This is a genomic window from Streptomyces sp. NPDC049887, from assembly GCF_040656535.1.
In the GTDB taxonomy this organism is placed as follows: domain Bacteria; phylum Actinomycetota; class Actinomycetes; order Streptomycetales; family Streptomycetaceae; genus Streptomyces.
In genome coordinates, this window is sequence record NZ_JBFAMM010000020.1 from 60,555 (window position 1) to 75,863 (window position 15,309).

Annotated in this window: 15 protein-coding genes; 6 read left to right on the forward strand and 9 right to left on the reverse strand. The window is 72.0% G+C overall.

All coding sequences use genetic code 11. The features are described from left to right. Positions 1-155 precede the first annotated feature (155 nt). From ugpC to AB0J10_RS23250, 3 genes are all read left to right on the forward strand, one after another. On the forward strand, positions 156-1,292 hold the full coding sequence (gene ugpC, locus AB0J10_RS23240; protein ID WP_363064399.1) for a sn-glycerol-3-phosphate ABC transporter ATP-binding protein UgpC: 1,137 nt from the start codon (positions 156-158) through the stop codon (positions 1,290-1,292). Between the two features lie 207 nt (positions 1,293-1,499). Beyond that, the gene (locus tag AB0J10_RS23245; protein WP_363064400.1) at positions 1,500-1,934 is read left to right on the forward strand and encodes a hypothetical protein; all 435 of its coding nucleotides are present in this window, start codon (positions 1,500-1,502) and stop codon (positions 1,932-1,934) included. Between the two features lie 76 nt (positions 1,935-2,010). Beyond that, positions 2,011-2,727: a nucleotidyltransferase family protein gene (locus AB0J10_RS23250; protein ID WP_363064401.1), complete on the forward strand. Its 717-nt coding sequence runs from the start codon at positions 2,011-2,013 to the stop codon at positions 2,725-2,727. A 475-nt stretch (positions 2,728-3,202) separates the two neighbouring features. On the opposite strand, the gene AB0J10_RS23255 is transcribed toward AB0J10_RS23250, so the two are convergent. The 7 genes from AB0J10_RS23255 to AB0J10_RS23285 all read right to left on the reverse strand — a co-directional run bounded on the left by AB0J10_RS23255 (position 3,203) and on the right by AB0J10_RS23285 (position 10,409). Continuing rightward, the gene (locus tag AB0J10_RS23255; RefSeq protein WP_363064402.1) at positions 3,203-4,891 is read right to left on the reverse strand and encodes a DoxX family membrane protein; all 1,689 of its coding nucleotides are present in this window, start codon (positions 4,889-4,891) and stop codon (positions 3,203-3,205) included. 272 nt (positions 4,892-5,163) lie between these two features. After that, a complete protein-coding gene (gene rlmB / locus AB0J10_RS23260; RefSeq protein WP_363064403.1) occupies positions 5,164-6,114 on the reverse strand; it encodes a 23S rRNA (guanosine(2251)-2'-O)-methyltransferase RlmB in 951 nt (316 codons plus the stop codon). A 119-nt stretch (positions 6,115-6,233) separates the two neighbouring features. Beyond that, complete coding sequence (gene cysS / locus AB0J10_RS23265) at positions 6,234-7,634, reverse strand: cysteine--tRNA ligase (protein WP_363064404.1); 1,401 nt, start codon at positions 7,632-7,634, stop codon at positions 6,234-6,236. Positions 7,635-7,730: 96 nt separating this feature from the next. Beyond that, positions 7,731-8,138, reverse strand: a complete 408-nt coding sequence (locus AB0J10_RS23270) for a PPOX class F420-dependent oxidoreductase (RefSeq protein ID WP_363064405.1) — start codon at positions 8,136-8,138, stop codon at positions 7,731-7,733. 96 nt (positions 8,139-8,234) lie between these two features. Beyond that, the gene (gene ispF, locus AB0J10_RS23275) at positions 8,235-8,756 is read right to left on the reverse strand and encodes a 2-C-methyl-D-erythritol 2,4-cyclodiphosphate synthase (RefSeq protein WP_363064406.1); all 522 of its coding nucleotides are present in this window, start codon (positions 8,754-8,756) and stop codon (positions 8,235-8,237) included. Then, positions 8,746-9,492, reverse strand: coding sequence for a 2-C-methyl-D-erythritol 4-phosphate cytidylyltransferase (ispD, locus tag AB0J10_RS23280; RefSeq protein WP_363064407.1), 747 nt, complete (start codon positions 9,490-9,492; stop codon positions 8,746-8,748). The genes ispF and ispD overlap by 11 nt, the downstream gene beginning before the upstream one ends. 434 nt (positions 9,493-9,926) lie before the next feature. Next, the gene (locus AB0J10_RS23285) at positions 9,927-10,409 is read right to left on the reverse strand and encodes a CarD family transcriptional regulator (protein WP_017945956.1); all 483 of its coding nucleotides are present in this window, start codon (positions 10,407-10,409) and stop codon (positions 9,927-9,929) included. Positions 10,410-11,005: 596 nt separating this feature from the next. Here AB0J10_RS23285 and AB0J10_RS23290 point away from each other — a divergent pair. After that, positions 11,006-11,707 (forward strand): DUF461 domain-containing protein, encoded by a 702-nt coding sequence (locus AB0J10_RS23290; protein WP_363064408.1) that lies wholly within the window; start codon positions 11,006-11,008, stop codon positions 11,705-11,707. A 189-nt stretch (positions 11,708-11,896) separates the two neighbouring features. Here the strand turns inward: AB0J10_RS23290 and AB0J10_RS23295 are convergent, their stop codons facing one another. Next, a complete protein-coding gene (locus AB0J10_RS23295; protein ID WP_064067557.1) occupies positions 11,897-12,577 on the reverse strand; it encodes a response regulator transcription factor in 681 nt (226 codons plus the stop codon). Continuing rightward, positions 12,574-13,986: an ATP-binding protein gene (locus AB0J10_RS23300; RefSeq protein WP_363064409.1), complete on the reverse strand. Its 1,413-nt coding sequence runs from the start codon at positions 13,984-13,986 to the stop codon at positions 12,574-12,576. The genes AB0J10_RS23295 and AB0J10_RS23300 overlap by 4 nt, the downstream gene beginning before the upstream one ends. Before the next feature lie 198 nt (positions 13,987-14,184). Here AB0J10_RS23300 and phoU point away from each other — a divergent pair, with 198 nt between their 5' ends. Both phoU and AB0J10_RS23310 read left to right on the forward strand, forming a co-directional pair. Beyond that, positions 14,185-14,862 carry a phosphate signaling complex protein PhoU gene (gene phoU, locus AB0J10_RS23305; RefSeq protein ID WP_269729690.1) on the forward strand — a complete coding sequence of 226 codons (678 nt, stop codon included), beginning with the start codon at positions 14,185-14,187 and terminating at the stop codon, positions 14,860-14,862. Positions 14,863-15,088: 226 nt separating this feature from the next. Further along, complete coding sequence (locus AB0J10_RS23310) at positions 15,089-15,238, forward strand: hypothetical protein (RefSeq protein WP_269729689.1); 150 nt, start codon at positions 15,089-15,091, stop codon at positions 15,236-15,238. Positions 15,239-15,309 lie beyond the last annotated feature (71 nt).

The window sequence follows — 15,309 nt, forward strand, 5'->3', positions numbered from 1 at the left end:
GCGCGCGTGCCCGCCGGGAGTTCCGGTGCCCTCGACTACTGACAGAACGGCCGGCGCAGGGTACCGTCACCCGAAGTTCACTTCGGTGGACTAGACCCATCCTTCCTTTACTCGGATCGTCCGGCACGTTCCTGCCGGTGAAGGGACGCATCATCATGGCCACTGTCACGTTCGACAAGGCGACCCGGATCTACCCGGGCTCCACGAAGCCCGCGGTCGACGGCCTCGAAATCGAGATCGAGGACGGCGAGTTCCTCGTTCTCGTCGGTCCGTCCGGCTGCGGAAAGTCGACCTCCCTGCGAATGCTCGCCGGGCTCGAGGACGTCAACGGCGGAGCGATCCGCATCGGTGACCGCGACGTCACCCACCTCCCGCCGAAGGACCGGGACATCGCCATGGTGTTCCAGAACTACGCGCTCTACCCGCACATGACCGTCGCCGACAACATGGGCTTCGCGCTCAAGATCGCCGGCGTCAACAAGGCCACCATCCGGCAGAAGGTCGAGGAGGCCGCGAAGATCCTCGACCTGACCGAGTACCTGGACCGCAAGCCGAAGGCGCTGTCCGGTGGTCAGCGGCAGCGCGTGGCGATGGGCCGCGCCATCGTGCGGGAGCCGCAGGTGTTCCTCATGGACGAGCCGCTGTCGAACCTCGACGCCAAGCTCCGCGTCTCGACCCGTACGCAGATCGCGAGCCTCCAGCGCCGCCTCGGGATCACCACGGTGTACGTGACGCACGACCAGGTCGAGGCCATGACGATGGGCGACCGCGTCGCCGTGCTGAAGGACGGTCTGCTGCAGCAGGTCGACTCGCCGCGGAACATGTACGACCGCCCGGCGAACCTGTTCGTCGCCGGCTTCATCGGTTCCCCGGCCATGAACCTGGTGGAGGTGCCGATCACCGACGGCGGTGTGAAGTTCGGCAACAGCGTCGTCCCGGTGAGCCGCGAGGCGCTGTCGGCGGCCGCGGACCGCGGCGACCGCACGGTCACGGTCGGCGTGCGCCCCGAGCACTTCGACGTGGTGGAGCTGAACGGAGCGGCCGCCGGATCGCTGTCCAAGGACGCCGACGACGCTCCGGCGGGCCTCGCCGTCACCGTGAACGTCGTCGAGGAACTCGGTGCGGACGGTTACGTCTACGGCACCGCCGAGGTCGGCGGCGAGAAGAAGGACCTCGTGGTCCGCGTCAACGGCCGGTCCGTGCCCGAGAAGGGTTCGGAGCTGCACGTCGTCCCGCGGCCGGGCGAGACGCACGTCTTCTCGACGTCGACGGGCGAGCGACTGAGCGACTGAGCGACTGAGCGACTGAGCGAACGACGGTATATGGAAGCGGCCCCCTCGCCCTCCGCGAGGGGGCCGCTTCCATATACCAATAAGCGCCGCCAAACCGGGCAATTCCCACACCGGCGTCAACCCGCGATTCGAAAGATTCCCTCGAACCATCCCTCGCGGGGGTGACTAAATGTCCCCACATCACTACCGGCCGCTACGCTCGCCTGCGTGACCCAGACAGCAGCCCGCCGTATCGGCCGTACTCTTGCCCTCGTCCTGCCCGTCGTCCTGGTGCTCTCCGGAACCCTGGCGGTCACCAGCGTCCCGTGGGCCAACCGCAGCACCGAGTCCCAGATGCTCACCGCGTCCTCGGAGAACGTATCGGTCCGCGCCGCGTCCCGCGCCCCGCACGAGGTGCTCCGCGAGAAGCTCCTCACGGACCTGCAGCAGAAGGACCCGGGGGTCGCGCTCACCAATCTCCAGCGCGCCGTCGAGGGCCGTCCGTCACTGGCGCGGCACTGCATGACGATCGCCCGCGACCTGGGCCGTGCCGCCGTCGCCCGCTACGGGCCCACGCGCGCCCAGTCGTTCTCCCGACCCGTCTGCGACACCTCCTTCGCCAGCGGCGTCTCCCAGCAGGCGCAGGGCAACTGGGGCGGCTGACGCCCCGCCCGGCCGGGAGCGGCCGGAGGGGCGGGGCCGGAGGATCCCTGGGAGGGGCACCGCATATCGTGCCCCTATGCAGACCCATCCGACCCAGGCCGTGGTCCTGGCGGGCGGCCAGGGCTCCCGGCTGCGCCCGTACACCGACGACCGCCCCAAGCCGATGGTCGAGATCCCCGGAACCGGGACCCCGATCATCGGCCATCAGCTTTCCTGGCTCGCTGCCGAGGGCGTCACGGACGTCGTGGTCTCGTGCGGACACCTCGCCGAAGTGCTGCAGGAGTGGCTCGACTCCGCCGTACTGCCGCTGCGCGTCACGACCGTGGTCGAGACGGAGCCGCTGGGCCGCGGCGGTGGACTGAAGCACGCCGCGAAGAGCCTCCCGCACCCGGACGAGCCCTGGTACGCGACGAACGGCGACATCTGGACCCGCTTCTCGCTGCGCGAGATGGCCGACTTCCACGCGGAACGCGACGCCACCGCCACGCTCGCCCTGGCCCGCCCCCGTATTCCGTGGGGCGCCGTGGAGACGGACGAGTTCGGGCACGTCCTCGACTTCATCGAGTCGCCGCCGTCGCCGTACCTGATCAACGCCGGCGTGTACGTGTTCTCGGCGGCCTTCACCGATCTGCTGCCCGACCGCGGCGACCACGAGCGGACCACGTTCCCCCGGCTGGCACGGGAGCGCTCACTGGCCGGGTTCCCGCTGCCACAGGGCGCGTACTGGCGGGCGATCGACACGGCCAAGGACCTCACCGAGGCCGCGAGGGAACTCACCTCCCAGCCGCGCTGAGGCACCCGCGCCCCGCCCCGGCACCCGGCACCGGCACACCTCTCGCAACGCGCCTCCCGCCCCTCGCACCGCTGCACCGCGCACGCCCCGGCAGCACCGCACCGCTACCCGCCGCGCGCCGGTTCGGCGCGCCGCGTCCGCCGCCGGGCTCCCCCTGCGAACGCGGGCCCATGAGGGCCGGAGGCGAGCAAGGGCCGGAGGCCCCGGACCCGCGGGGCCCGTCATCGACGAAGGGGTGGTCATCGAGCGTCATGGCGCTCGATGACCACCCCTCCCCTCCGGCCGCCGGTCCCGCTCCTGTACGCCCAGTGCCGTGACCGGACGGGTTCACCGGCTCGCGACGCCCCGCACGGCACCTCGCCACCTCGTCGCGTCACCGGAACAGAACCGGTACCAGGACGACTCTCCGCCTCGCGATGCACCGCATCCGACGCCGCGCCCCGGGCCACGGGCCCGGGGATCGCGGAACGGCCGTTCAGCCGAGGAGACCGCCGATCGGGTTGCGGTTGCCGCCGCCGCTGCCACCGCCGTTGCCGCCGCCCGCACCGCCGTTGCCGCCTCCGCCGTCGGAGCCTCCGACCGAACCACCCGTACCGCCGTCCGTGCCGCGCGAGTCGCCGGCGCCGGACGAGGACGGGCCCGAGCTGCCGGACGGCGGGTCCACCGGCTCGGACTGGACGGGGGCCTGCTGCCCGTCGGTGCCACGGGACTCGCTGGGCCGGCCCACCTCGCCGGCGCTGCCGGTCTCGCCGGCCGTCTCGGACGGCTCGGCCCGCTCCGCGGCGGGGCTGCTCGACTCGCTCCTGGCGGGCTGGGCGCTCCGCTCGGCCTGCTGGGTCGGGCTGCGCCGACCCGACTCACTGGGGAGTGCCGCGCCCGGAAGGTGGTTGGTCGGGTCCGCGTTCGGACCGGGGACGGTCACGAGTTCCGTGGAGCGTACGGCGCCGCCCAGGACCGAGCCCACCAGCAGTGTCAGACCGACCACGACGGCGGCGACGATGCCACCACGCCGCAGCACCCGGCGCCGCAGCTCCCACAGCTCGGAACGCGGGCCGAGCTTGCGCCAGGCCTCGCCCGCGAGGCGGCCGTCGACGGAGTAGACGGGTGCGCCGGCGATGACCAGCGGCGACCAGGCGGCGAGGTTCATGATGTCCGGTGCGTCGTACACCGGGACGGTCCGCCAGCTGACGGTCATGATCAGGGCGGCGGACAGCGACGCGCCGACGACGGCCGCGACACGCTGCCACAGGCCGAGGACGGTGAGGACGCCGACGACGACCTGGAGGAACGCGACGGTGAGTCCAGCGCCGACCGGATGGGCGAGGGCGAAGTCGCGCAGGGGCTCCGCGAGGGCCCAGGGCTCCAGGGAGGCCAGCCACTTGATCATGGAGCCGCGCTCGCCGCCGTCGAAGTAGACGGGGTCGCAGAGCTTGCCCATGCCCGCGTAGATGGAGATGAGGCCGAGGAAGACGCGGAGCGGGAGCAGGACGACGCCGAGGTTCATCCGGCGGCCGGGGTAGTAGGCGTGCCGGACGCCGCCGTGCGAGGCGGTCGCGGTCCGGCGGCCGTCGCGGGGGTCACGGCCGTCGTCGGGACCGAAGTCGGTCGCCTCCTCGGCCTCCTCGCCGTACGGCCCGTAGGCGTCGTACGCGCCCTCCGCCTGCCGCATCGGGGGCAGCAACGGCCCCCGGCGCTGGGCGCCGATGACGGGAGTGGCCAGGGTGTCCGGGGCGGGGGCCACGTCGACCCGGGGCATGACCTGCGTGGCGCCGCCGAGGTCGGGGCCGTGCCCGCCGTCGAAGGCCCGGGTGTCGTCGAACGCGGGACGGCCGTCGTACCCGCGGCCGGCGTGGGTGACGGATCCCGCACTGCGCACGGCCTGCAGCAGCCCCGAGGCCCCGGGGTCGCCCGGGGCGGACTTCCCGCTCCATACGACGGGGGCCCGGCGCCGGGCCACGGTACGCGCACCGGCACCGCTGAGGGCGGGGATCCTGGTGGTGTCGACCATCCCCCGGACGGGGCGCCTGGTCTGACTGGGGCCGAGCTTCACCCGGAAGCTGGCGTGGTTCACGATGACCTGCGCCGGGTCGCAGTCCACCTTGGGGGTGTTCAGGGGGAGCTGATCGTCGAACCCGGGCCGGGGCGTTCTGGTGTCCACACTCATCTAACCGAGTGACCTGTCCTTAGGACACTGCCTTGACGGCCCCGGAATGTCCGAGACCCGTCAAGATCGTTCCCGGCTCGGTTGCCGCCCTGCGGCCCGGCGCGGAGTGCGCACCGCGGATGCGCCCCCGACATGCGCCGACGCCCGCACCACCCGGGCCGCGGAGGCGCGCGCCGGCGGCCCCACCGGCGCGTTGCCGACCCGGCGCGGACGCCCGACCCCGTCAGCCCCGCCGGCGCGTTGCCGACCCGGCGCGGAGGCGCCCGACCCCGTCAGCCCCGGCGGCGCGCCGCCTCGTAGAGGACCACGCCCGCCGCGACACCGGCGTTGAGGGACTCCGCCCCGCCCGGCATGGGGATACGTACGCGGAAGTCGCAGGTCTCGCCGACGAGTCGGGACAGGCCCTTGCCCTCGCTGCCGACGACGATGACGACCGGCCCGTCGAGGGCCTCCAGCTCGCCGACCTCGACCTCGCCGTCCGCGGCGAGGCCGACCACGGTGATGCCTGCCTTCTGGTAGGCCTCCAGGGCCCGGGTCAGATTGGTGGCACGGGCCACCGGAGTACGGGCCGCGGTACCGGCGGAGGTCTTCCACGCTCCGGCGGTCATGCCCGCCGCCCGGCGCTCCGGCACCACCACGCCGTGTCCGCCGAACGCCGCGACGGAACGGACGACCGCGCCCAGGTTCCGCGGGTCGGTCACCCCGTCGAGGGCCACGATCAGCGGGTCCTCCCCGTCGTCGAAGGCGGCGGCGGCGAGGTCCTCGGGGTGGGCGTACTCGTACGGCGGGACCTGCAGGACGAGGCCCTGGTGGTTGAGGCCGTTCGTCATCCGGTCCAGCTCGGCGCGCGGCGCCTCCATCAGGTGGATGTTGCCGCGCTGCCCGGCGAGCTGCAGCGCCTCGCGCACCCGCTCGTCGTTGTCGATGAACTGCTGGACGTACAGGGTCGTCGCGGGCACGCCGTCGCGCAGCGCCTCGAAGACGGGGTTGCGTCCGACGACCATCTCGGACGAGCCCTTGCCGCCTCGGCGGGCCACCGGGCGCCGCTGGGCCTGCTTGGCCTTGGCGTTGGCAATGCGGTTCTTCACATGGCCCTTGCGCGCGGACGCGGGCGGGGTCGGGCCCTTGCCCTCGAGGGAGCGGCGCCGCTTGCCACCGCTGCCGACCGTCGCGCCCTTCTTGTTGGACGTGCGGCGGTTCCTGCGCTGGCTGTTCCCGGCCATGACTACCTGTTTCCCTGAATCCTCATGGGTCCCGGACGGTGCCGCTCGGGTCCCATGTGCGTGTGTGCGTACGTATGAAAGTGTGCCGCCCGGACCCCCGGGCGGCACATTGTCGCCGGTCAGCGCGGTGCGAGTGTCCAGCGCGGGCCGTCGGGGCCGTCCTCGACGGCCAGCCCGGACTGGTTCAGCTGGTCGCGGATCGCGTCGGCGGTGGCCCAGTCCTTGCGGGCCCTCGCCGACTCGCGCTGCTGGAGGACGACCCGGACGAGGGTGTCGACCACGCCGTGCAGGTCCTCGCCGCGGCCGGCCTCGCCGGCCCAGTGCGGGTCGAGCGGGTCGAGGCCGAGGACGCCGAGCATGGCGCGCACCTCGGCGAGCCGGGCGACGGCCTCCTCCTTGTCGTCGGCGGCCAGCGCCGAGTTGCCCTGGCGCACGGTGGTGTGGACGATCGCGAGCGCCTGCGGGACGCCCAGGTCGTCGTCCATGGCCTCGGCGAACGCGGACGGCACCTCGGTGGCGGGAGCGACCGTCTTTCCCGCCTTCTCGGTGACCCGCTGGACGAATCCCTCGATCCGCGCGAACGCCGACTCGGCCTCGCGCAGGGCCTCCTCGCTGTACTCGATCATCGAGCGGTAGTGCGGGGTGCCCAGGTAGTAGCGCAGGACGATGGGCCGCCAGTTCCTCACCATCTCGCTCACCAGGACCGAGTTGCCGAGCGACTTCGACATCTTCTCGCCGCTCATGGTCACCCAGGCGTTGTGCACCCAGTACGACGCGAAGTCGTCGCCGAAGGCCTTGGCCTGCGCGATCTCGTTCTCGTGGTGGGGGAAGACCAGGTCGAGCCCGCCGCCGTGGATGTCGAAGGCGGAGCCCAGGTACTTGTGGGCCATGGCCGAGCACTCCAGGTGCCAGCCGGGCCGGCCGCGCCCCCACGGGGTCTCCCAGGACGGCTCGCCCGGACGCTCCGCCTTCCACATGGCGAAGTCGCGTGCGTCGCGCTTTCCGGTCTCGTTGTCCCCGGCGGGCTGACGCAGATCGTCGATGTCCTGGTTGGAGAGTTCGAGGTAGCCGGGGAACGACCGCACGTCGAAGTAGACGTTGCCGTCGGCCTCGTAGGCGTGGCCGCGCTCGATGAGGCCGCGCATCATCTCGACCATCTCGGTGATGTGGCCGGTGGCGCGCGGCTCGTAGCTGGGCGGCAGGCAGCCGAGCGCCTGGTAGCCCGCGTTGAACGCGCGCTCGTTCTCGTACCCGATCGCCCACCAGGGGCGTCCCTGGTCGGCGGCCTTGGCGATGATCTTGTCGTCGATGTCCGTCACATTGCGGACGAACGTGACGTCGTAGCCGCGGTACTCGAACCAGCGGCGCATGATGTCGAAGTTGAGTCCGGACCGGATGTGCCCGATGTGCGGAGCGGACTGCACGGTCGCGCCGCACAGGTAGATCGAGACACAGCCCGGCGTGAGCGGGACGAAGTCACGGATCTGCCGGGCGCCGGTGTCGTACAGCCGAATAGTCACGCCTCAAGAGTAGTGGGCCGTCGGCAGTGCCCCGCGCCCTCGTGGGACGCGGGGACCGGATTGTGACCGGGAGGCGGTCCACGGCCGGCGGCCGGTTCAGGCGAGCGGTCCGACGACCTTCCGCGGCGTGATCCGGACGACCACGCGCGGCGCGTCCTTGCCCGACTCCGGGTTGAACTCCGCGTACCTCTTGCCGGTGTACTTCATCGACAGCTCGTCGATCAGCTCCTGGCCGCCCTCCTCGGTGAGGGTGACGGTGCCCCGGACCTCGGCGTAGACGTACGGCCGGTCGAAGGGCTGGACGACCACGCTGGCCCGCGGGTCGCGCCGGAGGTTCTGCTCCTTGCGCCGGCCGAGGGTCGTGGAGATCAGCAGTTCGTCGCCGTCCCGCTTGACCCAGACCGGCGAGACCTGGGGACTGCCGTCGGGCTGGACGGTGGCGATGTCGACGAACACGGGGCTGTCGAGGATTTCCTTGAGCGTTGCGCTGAGTACGGCGGTCACGGTGCGGTCCTTCCTGGACTTCGGCGCGCTGGAATGCGTGCACAGGAATTCGTTGACGTCACAACCGCGTCTACCCCACCCACGGCCCCGTTCGGCTCAGGACGCGCGGAAGACGAGTGCCGTGGCGATCGCGGCCAGCCCTTCGGCCCTGCCGGTCAGCCCGAGCCCGTCGGTCGTCGTCCCGGAGACGGCGACCGGGGCGCCGACCGCGGCGCTCAGCGCCTTCTGCGCCTCGTCCCGGCGCTTGCCGATCTTCGGGCGCACTCCGATGACCTGCACCGCGATGTTGCCGATCTCGAAGCCCTCGGCGCGGACGATCCTCGCCGCCTCGGCGAGCAGCGTGACGCCGGAGGCACCGGACCACTCGGGCCGGCCGGTCCCGAAGTGGGCCCCGAGATCGCCGACGCCCGCGGCGGAGAACAGGGCGTCGCAGGCGGCGTGGGCGGCCACGTCCCCGTCGGAGTGGCCGGCGAGGCCCCAGCCGTCGGAGTCCTCCCAGAGGAGCCCCGCGCACCACAACTCGCGGCCCTGCTCGAACGCGTGGACGTCGGTGCCGATGCCGACGAGCGGCAGTGCGGGGGCGGGCACCGCGGGCGGCACCGGCGCGTCAGAAGCCATCGTTGGCCCTCCTGCGGGCGAGAACGGCCTCGGCGAGGACGAGGTCGAGCGGACGGGTCACCTTGAACGCCTCCTCGTGACCGGGCACGACCACCACCGGGGCACCGAGGCGCTCGACCATTCCCGCGTCGTCGGTGGCGCCCTCACCGCCGAGCGCGACGGTCTCGTGGGCGCGGACGAGCGTGTCGCGGTCGAAGCCCTGCGGCGTCTGCACGGCGCGCAGCCGCGCGCGCTCGGGCGTGGCGACGACGGGTTCGGGCTCGCCCTTCTCCCGCGGCTCGACCTCCTTGACGGTGTCGGCGAGCGGCAGGGCGGGGACGACGGCCGGCGCCCCGTCGCGTACGGCCGCGATCACGGCGTCGACGGTGTCGACGGGGACGAGCGGGCGGGCCGCGTCGTGCACGAGGACGGTGCCGACGGTCTCGGGCAGCGCTTCGAGGCCGAGGCGCACGGACTCCTGGCGGGTGTCACCGCCCGGCACGACCAGGTAGTCGGTCCGCTCGGGGAGCGCGTGCGTGTCGAGGAGGTTCTTGACCTCCGGGGCGCCGTCCGGAGGGGCGACCACGACGACGAGCGAGACGGCGCGCGAGGCCGCCATGGCGCGTACGGCGTGGATCAGCATGGGCGTGCCGTTGAGCGCGCGGAGCGCCTTGGGGGCGCCCGGGCCGAGCCGTACGCCCCGGCCTGCCGCGGGAATCACCACGGCGGTGCGGCCCGTGCGCGTCTGTTCTGACATCGGTTCCACTCCGGAGATCAAAGTCGCGGGAAGCCGCCGGAAGCCGGATGAGGGCGGCCCCCATTTTTTCGGCGTGCCCGGGGGGAATTGACATGGCCAGGTTTGTTCACTCGGCCGATATGGGTATGGCCTGGGCGTACCCCGACCGAGGGTTGGGGACCGCCGGGCGCGACGCCCTCGACCGGACCCTTCCGTGACGACCGGTCGAGCCGGCCGTCCGCCCGGCCCGGCACGCCGGAGGGCAGGGGACGGGGGGACACGCAGCGGGGACGGAACGACCACCGACGACGGGCGCGGCGAACATGCCGCAGTGCCCGGCGACACAACCTTCCAGCTGGGTCAGCGGGCACCGCGGCATTCAGTTCTGCACCGTGGGCACGTGCGCCTGGCGCCGGACAGCCGGCCTCAGGCCCTGCTTCGCAGCAGGACGCGCATCAGGACGCGAGGACCTCGTCGAGCAGGGCCTCGGCCTTGTCCTCGTTGGTGTTCTCCGCGAGAGCCAGCTCGCTCACCAGGATCTGGCGAGCCTTGGCCAGCATGCGCTTCTCTCCGGCGGAGAGACCGCGCTCACGCTCGCGGCGCCACAGGTCACGCACCACTTCGGCGACCTTGATGACGTCGCCGGAGGCGAGCTTCTCGAGATTTGCCTTGTAGCGACGGGACCAGTTCGTCGGCTCCTCGGCGTACGGCGCGCGCAGCACGTCGAAGACCCGGTCCAGCCCGTCCTGACCGACCACGTCGCGCACACCGACGAGATCCGCATTGTCCGCCGGCACACGAACCGTCAAGTCGCCCTGGGCGACCTTGAGCACCAAGTAGGTCTTGTCCACGCCTTTGATCTGGCGAGTTTCGATGGCCTCGATCAGCGCGGCCCCGTGATGGGGATAGACCACGGTGTCGCCAACCTTGAACGTCATGTGACAGGTACCCCTTCCGTGGCTATCCAGGGTAACACGAGAACGGCTTCTTCTGAATGGCGTTTTCGCAGGTCAGGGCATATCTCGGGGCTTGACAACAGCGACAGGGACGTGCTGCGGACAGCTTCCGGAAGGGGGTATTCGCAGGTGGGAGCGGCTGCGCGGGCGCCCGGAATCGCGGGCGTTACCCGCCTCACAACCCCCTTCGGAGCGGACGAAAGTCCCGATTTGCCGGGTTCTCAGCAGTCTACTTCGTCTACTCCGTTCGAGGCTCGGTCACCCGTCCGGCGGGACGCTCGGGAAGGTATCCCGAATTGATCACCCGGAGAGTCGCGGGAAGACCGCCGGAAGATCGCCGCGGACCCGTCGCGGCTTTTCGGCGGAATGCGCGGCGGTCGTGGAATTGGAAGGGCGCTTATGTGAACGACGGATGAAATCCGGCCCGGCGCATGGTCCGGATCCGGACGCGGGAGGGCGTCCGGGGCGCCCCGGACGTGTCGGGGCGGGTCGGGTGCGGGACGCCGACGGGGGGTCGGTAACCTAGGCCCGCTGACCGATCTTCACCCCGTCCGTACGTCCTAGGAGATGCCGCCGCCGTGAGCAGCAGCCTTCGACGCGGCGCCCTCGCCGCGACTGCCCTCCTGATCTCGATCGCCTCCCTCTCCGCATGCGCCGCGGGCAACGACGCGCAGACGCTCGGCGTCAGGCCGGACAACGCCGAGACGTCGGTGGGCGACATCAAGATCCAGAACGCGACGGTGATCACCCAGCCGCAGCCCGGCGTCCAGGGCCAGGCCGCCGTGTCGGCCACCCTGTTCAACGACGGCACCAAGGAGCAGACGCTCGACTCCGTCACGCTGCCGGGCGCCGAGTCGACGGTGAAGCTGTCCGCCGCCACCGGTTCCGGCCCGATCACGCTGGCGCCCGGCGGCTCGGTCGTCCTGGGCGGCAAGGGCAACCCCTCCGCCGTCATCGAGAACAGCACCGAGGCGGGCCGGCTCGGCGACGTCCAGCGGATCCTCTTCCGCTTCAGCGAGACCGGCGACGTCACCATCGACGCCTTCGTCGTCCCGGCCGCCGACTACTACCGCGACTACGGGCCGTCCAGCCTGCCCCAGCCCCCGGCCTCGTCCCCGGCCGCCAGCCCGACGGGTTCGGCCCCGGCGGACGGCGCCCACGGGAACGAGGGCGAGCACGACGAGAGCGGCGAGCACAGCGGGGAGCCGGAGGGCGGCGAGCACGGCGACGAGCCGACCCCGTCGGACTCCGCCTCCGCGTCCCAGGAGGCGGGTCACTGACACCCGTCGCGCACGGCGCGTGAGGCGGGCGACCCGCGCGCCGTACCCCGGCGCCGCACCGAGCGGACGAAGGCGGCCCCGCCAGTTCCTGGCGGGGCCGCCTTCGCGGTTGCCGGGCGCGGCCGGGGCGCCCGCACGCATGAACGCCGCCGCACCCCGGCGTGGCCGGGGTACGCGGTCGGGGCCCGGCTACGGCTCGAACTTGTAGCCGAGACCGCGCACCGTCACCAGGTAGCGCGGGGCGCCCGGGTCCGGCTCGATCTTGGCGCGGAGGCGCTTGACGTGGACGTCGAGGGTCTTGGTGTCGCCCACGTAGTCCGCGCCCCAGACGCGGTCGATCAGCTGCATCCGGGTCAGCACGCGGCCCGCGTTGCGCAGGAGCATCTCCAGGAGGTCGAACTCCTTCAGCGGGAGGTCGACCTTCCCGCCCGCCACCGTCACGACGTGGCGGTCGACGTCCATGCGCACCGGTCCGGCCTCCAGTGCCGCCGGGGCGACCTCCTCCGGCTCACCGCGGCGGCGCAGGACCGCCCGGATACGGGCGACCAGCTCCCGCGAGGAGAAGGGCTTCGTCACGTAGTCGTCAGCCCCTATCTCCAGGCCGACGACCTTGTCGATCTCGCTGTCCTTGGCCGTGACCATGATGACCGGGACGTTGGACCGGCCGCGCAGCTGGCGGCAGACCTCGGTACCGGGCAGTCCCGGCAGCATCAGGTCGAGCAGGACGAGGTCGGCTCCGTTGCGCTCGAACTCGTCGAGCCCCTCGGGCCCGGTGGTCGCGACGGCGACCTCGAAGCCCTCCTTGCGGAGCATGTAGGAAAGAGCGTCGCTGAAGGATTCCTCGTCCTCGACGACGAGCACTCGGGTCACGGAAGGACCTCCGGGGCAGGCAGTGGTTCGCGTGGTGTGGTCCGAAGATCAGGACCGGAAGGGGAGTCGGGGTCCGGATCGCGGCGGTGGCCCGGCTCCGCACCGGGATCTGCCCGGTGAGCGGAAGCGGCGTCGGGATCCGGACCGGAGTCGGGAGCGGGATCGGAGTCGGGAGCGGGATCGGAGTCGTATGGTCCGTCGTCGGCGTGGTCGCCGCCCGGTGTGTGCGTACGGTCCCTGACGGAGCCGGCCTCCGGCAACCTCAGGGTGAAGGTGGAGCCCTGGCCTTCCGTGCTCCACACCGTGACCTCCCCGCCGTGCGAGGCGGCCACGTGCTTGACGATGGCCAGGCCCAGACCGGTACCGCCGGTCGCGCGGGAGCGGGCGGGGTCGACGCGGTAGAAGCGTTCGAAGATCCGCTCGCGGTCCTTCTCGGAGATGCCGATGCCCTGGTCGGTCACGGCGATCTCGATCTGGTCCCCGCCGGGTGCGGTGACACGGCGTGCGGCGATGCCGACGCGGGTGCGGGCCGGGGAGTAGTTGACGGCGTTCTCGACGAGATTGCCGAGGGCCGCCGCCAGCTGGCCCCGGTTGCCCCAGACATGCAGACCGGCGGTGCCGTCGCCGCGGGCGGTGCCCCCGACGGCCATGGTGATCTGCTTGGTGGACGCGGTGTGGCGGGACCGGTCGATGGCCTCCGCGACCAGTTCGTCCACGCGTACGGGCTCGGCGTCCTCCAACGGGTCGTCGTTCTGCACCCGGGAGAGGTCGATGAGCTCCTGTACGAGGTTGGTGAGCCGGGTCGCCTCGATCTGCATCCTGCCGGCGAAGCGGGTGACCGCCTCGGGGTCGTCGGAGGCGTCCATGACGGCCTCGGAGAGCAGGGAGAGCGCGCCGACCGGCGTCTTGAGCTCATGGCTCACATTGGCGACGAAGTCGCGCCGTACCGCCTCTATGCGCCGGGCCTCGGTGAGGTCCTCCACCAGGAGCAGCACCAGCCGGGAGCCCAGCGGTGCGACCCTGGCGGAGACGGCCAGCGCCTCGCCGCGTCCGGTGCCGCGTCGCGGCAGGTCGAGTTCCACCTGCCGTATCTCACCGTCGCGGCGCGTGTCGCGGGCCATGTGGAGCATCGGCTCCACGGCCAGCTTCCCGCCCCTGACCAGGCCCAGCGCATACGCGGCCGAGCTCGCCTTGACGACGGAGTCGCTCTCGTCGAGCACGACCGCCGACGAGCGCAGCACGGAGAGCACGGTGTCGACGCCGGGCGGCAGGACGGCGTCCGTGTGCAGGGAGCTGCGAGTGGGTCTCGCCTGGTCGCGCTCGCTCCAGCGGAACGCCAGCATGGCGATCACGCCGGTGCACACCCCGGCGATCGCGGCCAATGCGGCGACCGCCGCGTTCACGTCCATGCATCCAGGTTATGCACGCTCGCCGCGGCTCTCCCAGCCATCCGAGTGGCACCTCGAACAGTCGTCGCCCAGAGTTCACCGAGGGGAAGGTAGCGGTTCACTTGGGAGGGTGGATCCGGACGCGTTGCGGCCGGAACGTGGGAGCGTGGGGGTTCAGCCCCACCCGGACCCCCTGACGCATTCAAGAGAGGGAACCCCATGCGGGACGCGTACCACGAGGAACTGGACTCGATCGGCGAGGGCCTCGTCGAGATGGCCAGGCTGGTCGGCTCGGCGATCGGGCGCGCCACCACGGCCATGCTCGACGCCGATCTCAAGCTCGCGGAGAGTGTGATCGCCGCGGACCAGAAGGTCGACGATCTGCAGCACGACCTGGAGGCCCGGGCGATAGCCCTGCTCGCCCGCCAGCAGCCGGTCGCGACGGACCTCCGCATCGTGGTGACCTCGCTGCGGATGAGCGCGGACCTGGAGCGCTCCGGCGACCTGGCCCAGCACGTGGCCAAGCTCGCCCGGCTGCGCTTCCCGGACTCGGCGGTCCCGCGCGACCTGCACGCGACCATCCTGGAGATGGGGCAGCTCGCGCAGCGCCTGATGGCGAAGGCAGCGGAGGTCATCATCACCAAGGACGTCGACCTGGCGCTCCAGCTGGAGAACGACGACGACGAGATGGACCTGCTGCACCGCACCCTCTTCACGCACCTGATCGACGACCGCTGGAAGCACGGCATCGAGACCGCGGTCGACGTCACGCTGCTCGGGCGCTACTACGAGCGCTACGCCGACCACGCCGTGGCCGTGGCCAAGCGCGTCGTGTACCTGGTCACGGGCGAGCACGCGGACGAGCTGCAGCCGGAGACCCGGGTCGACGGCGCATGACCGACCGACGGGGCGTCGCGGCCGGGAGCGCGTGACGAGTTCGGTGCCCTGTGGGCCGCGGCGCGCGAGCGGTACGCCGACCGGACCGGGCCTTCCGCCGGGCGGCACTCCGGCCGGGCGGGCACGAACGGCCCCGGCGGCTTGGCCTCCGTGCGCCGTTGATGCGCCGGGCCGAGTGGGCATGCAATGGGAAGAGGCGTCGAAGGTGCGCCTTGAGGAGGATCCTATGGCCGACTCCCCCATGACCGACCCGCGCCAGGAAGTGTCCGTCGAAGTGCCCCAGGAGCCGCGCCGGCTCCCGTTGCTCGGTGCCTGCGGCTGCGGCTCGGGCTGCGGCTGCGGCTGCCAGTCGGGCGCGCCGTGCCAGTGCGGCTGAACGTCCGTGCGCCCGATGGGCCCCGTCCCCACGGACGGGGCCCATCGGCCTGCCGGGGCGAACGGCCGCTG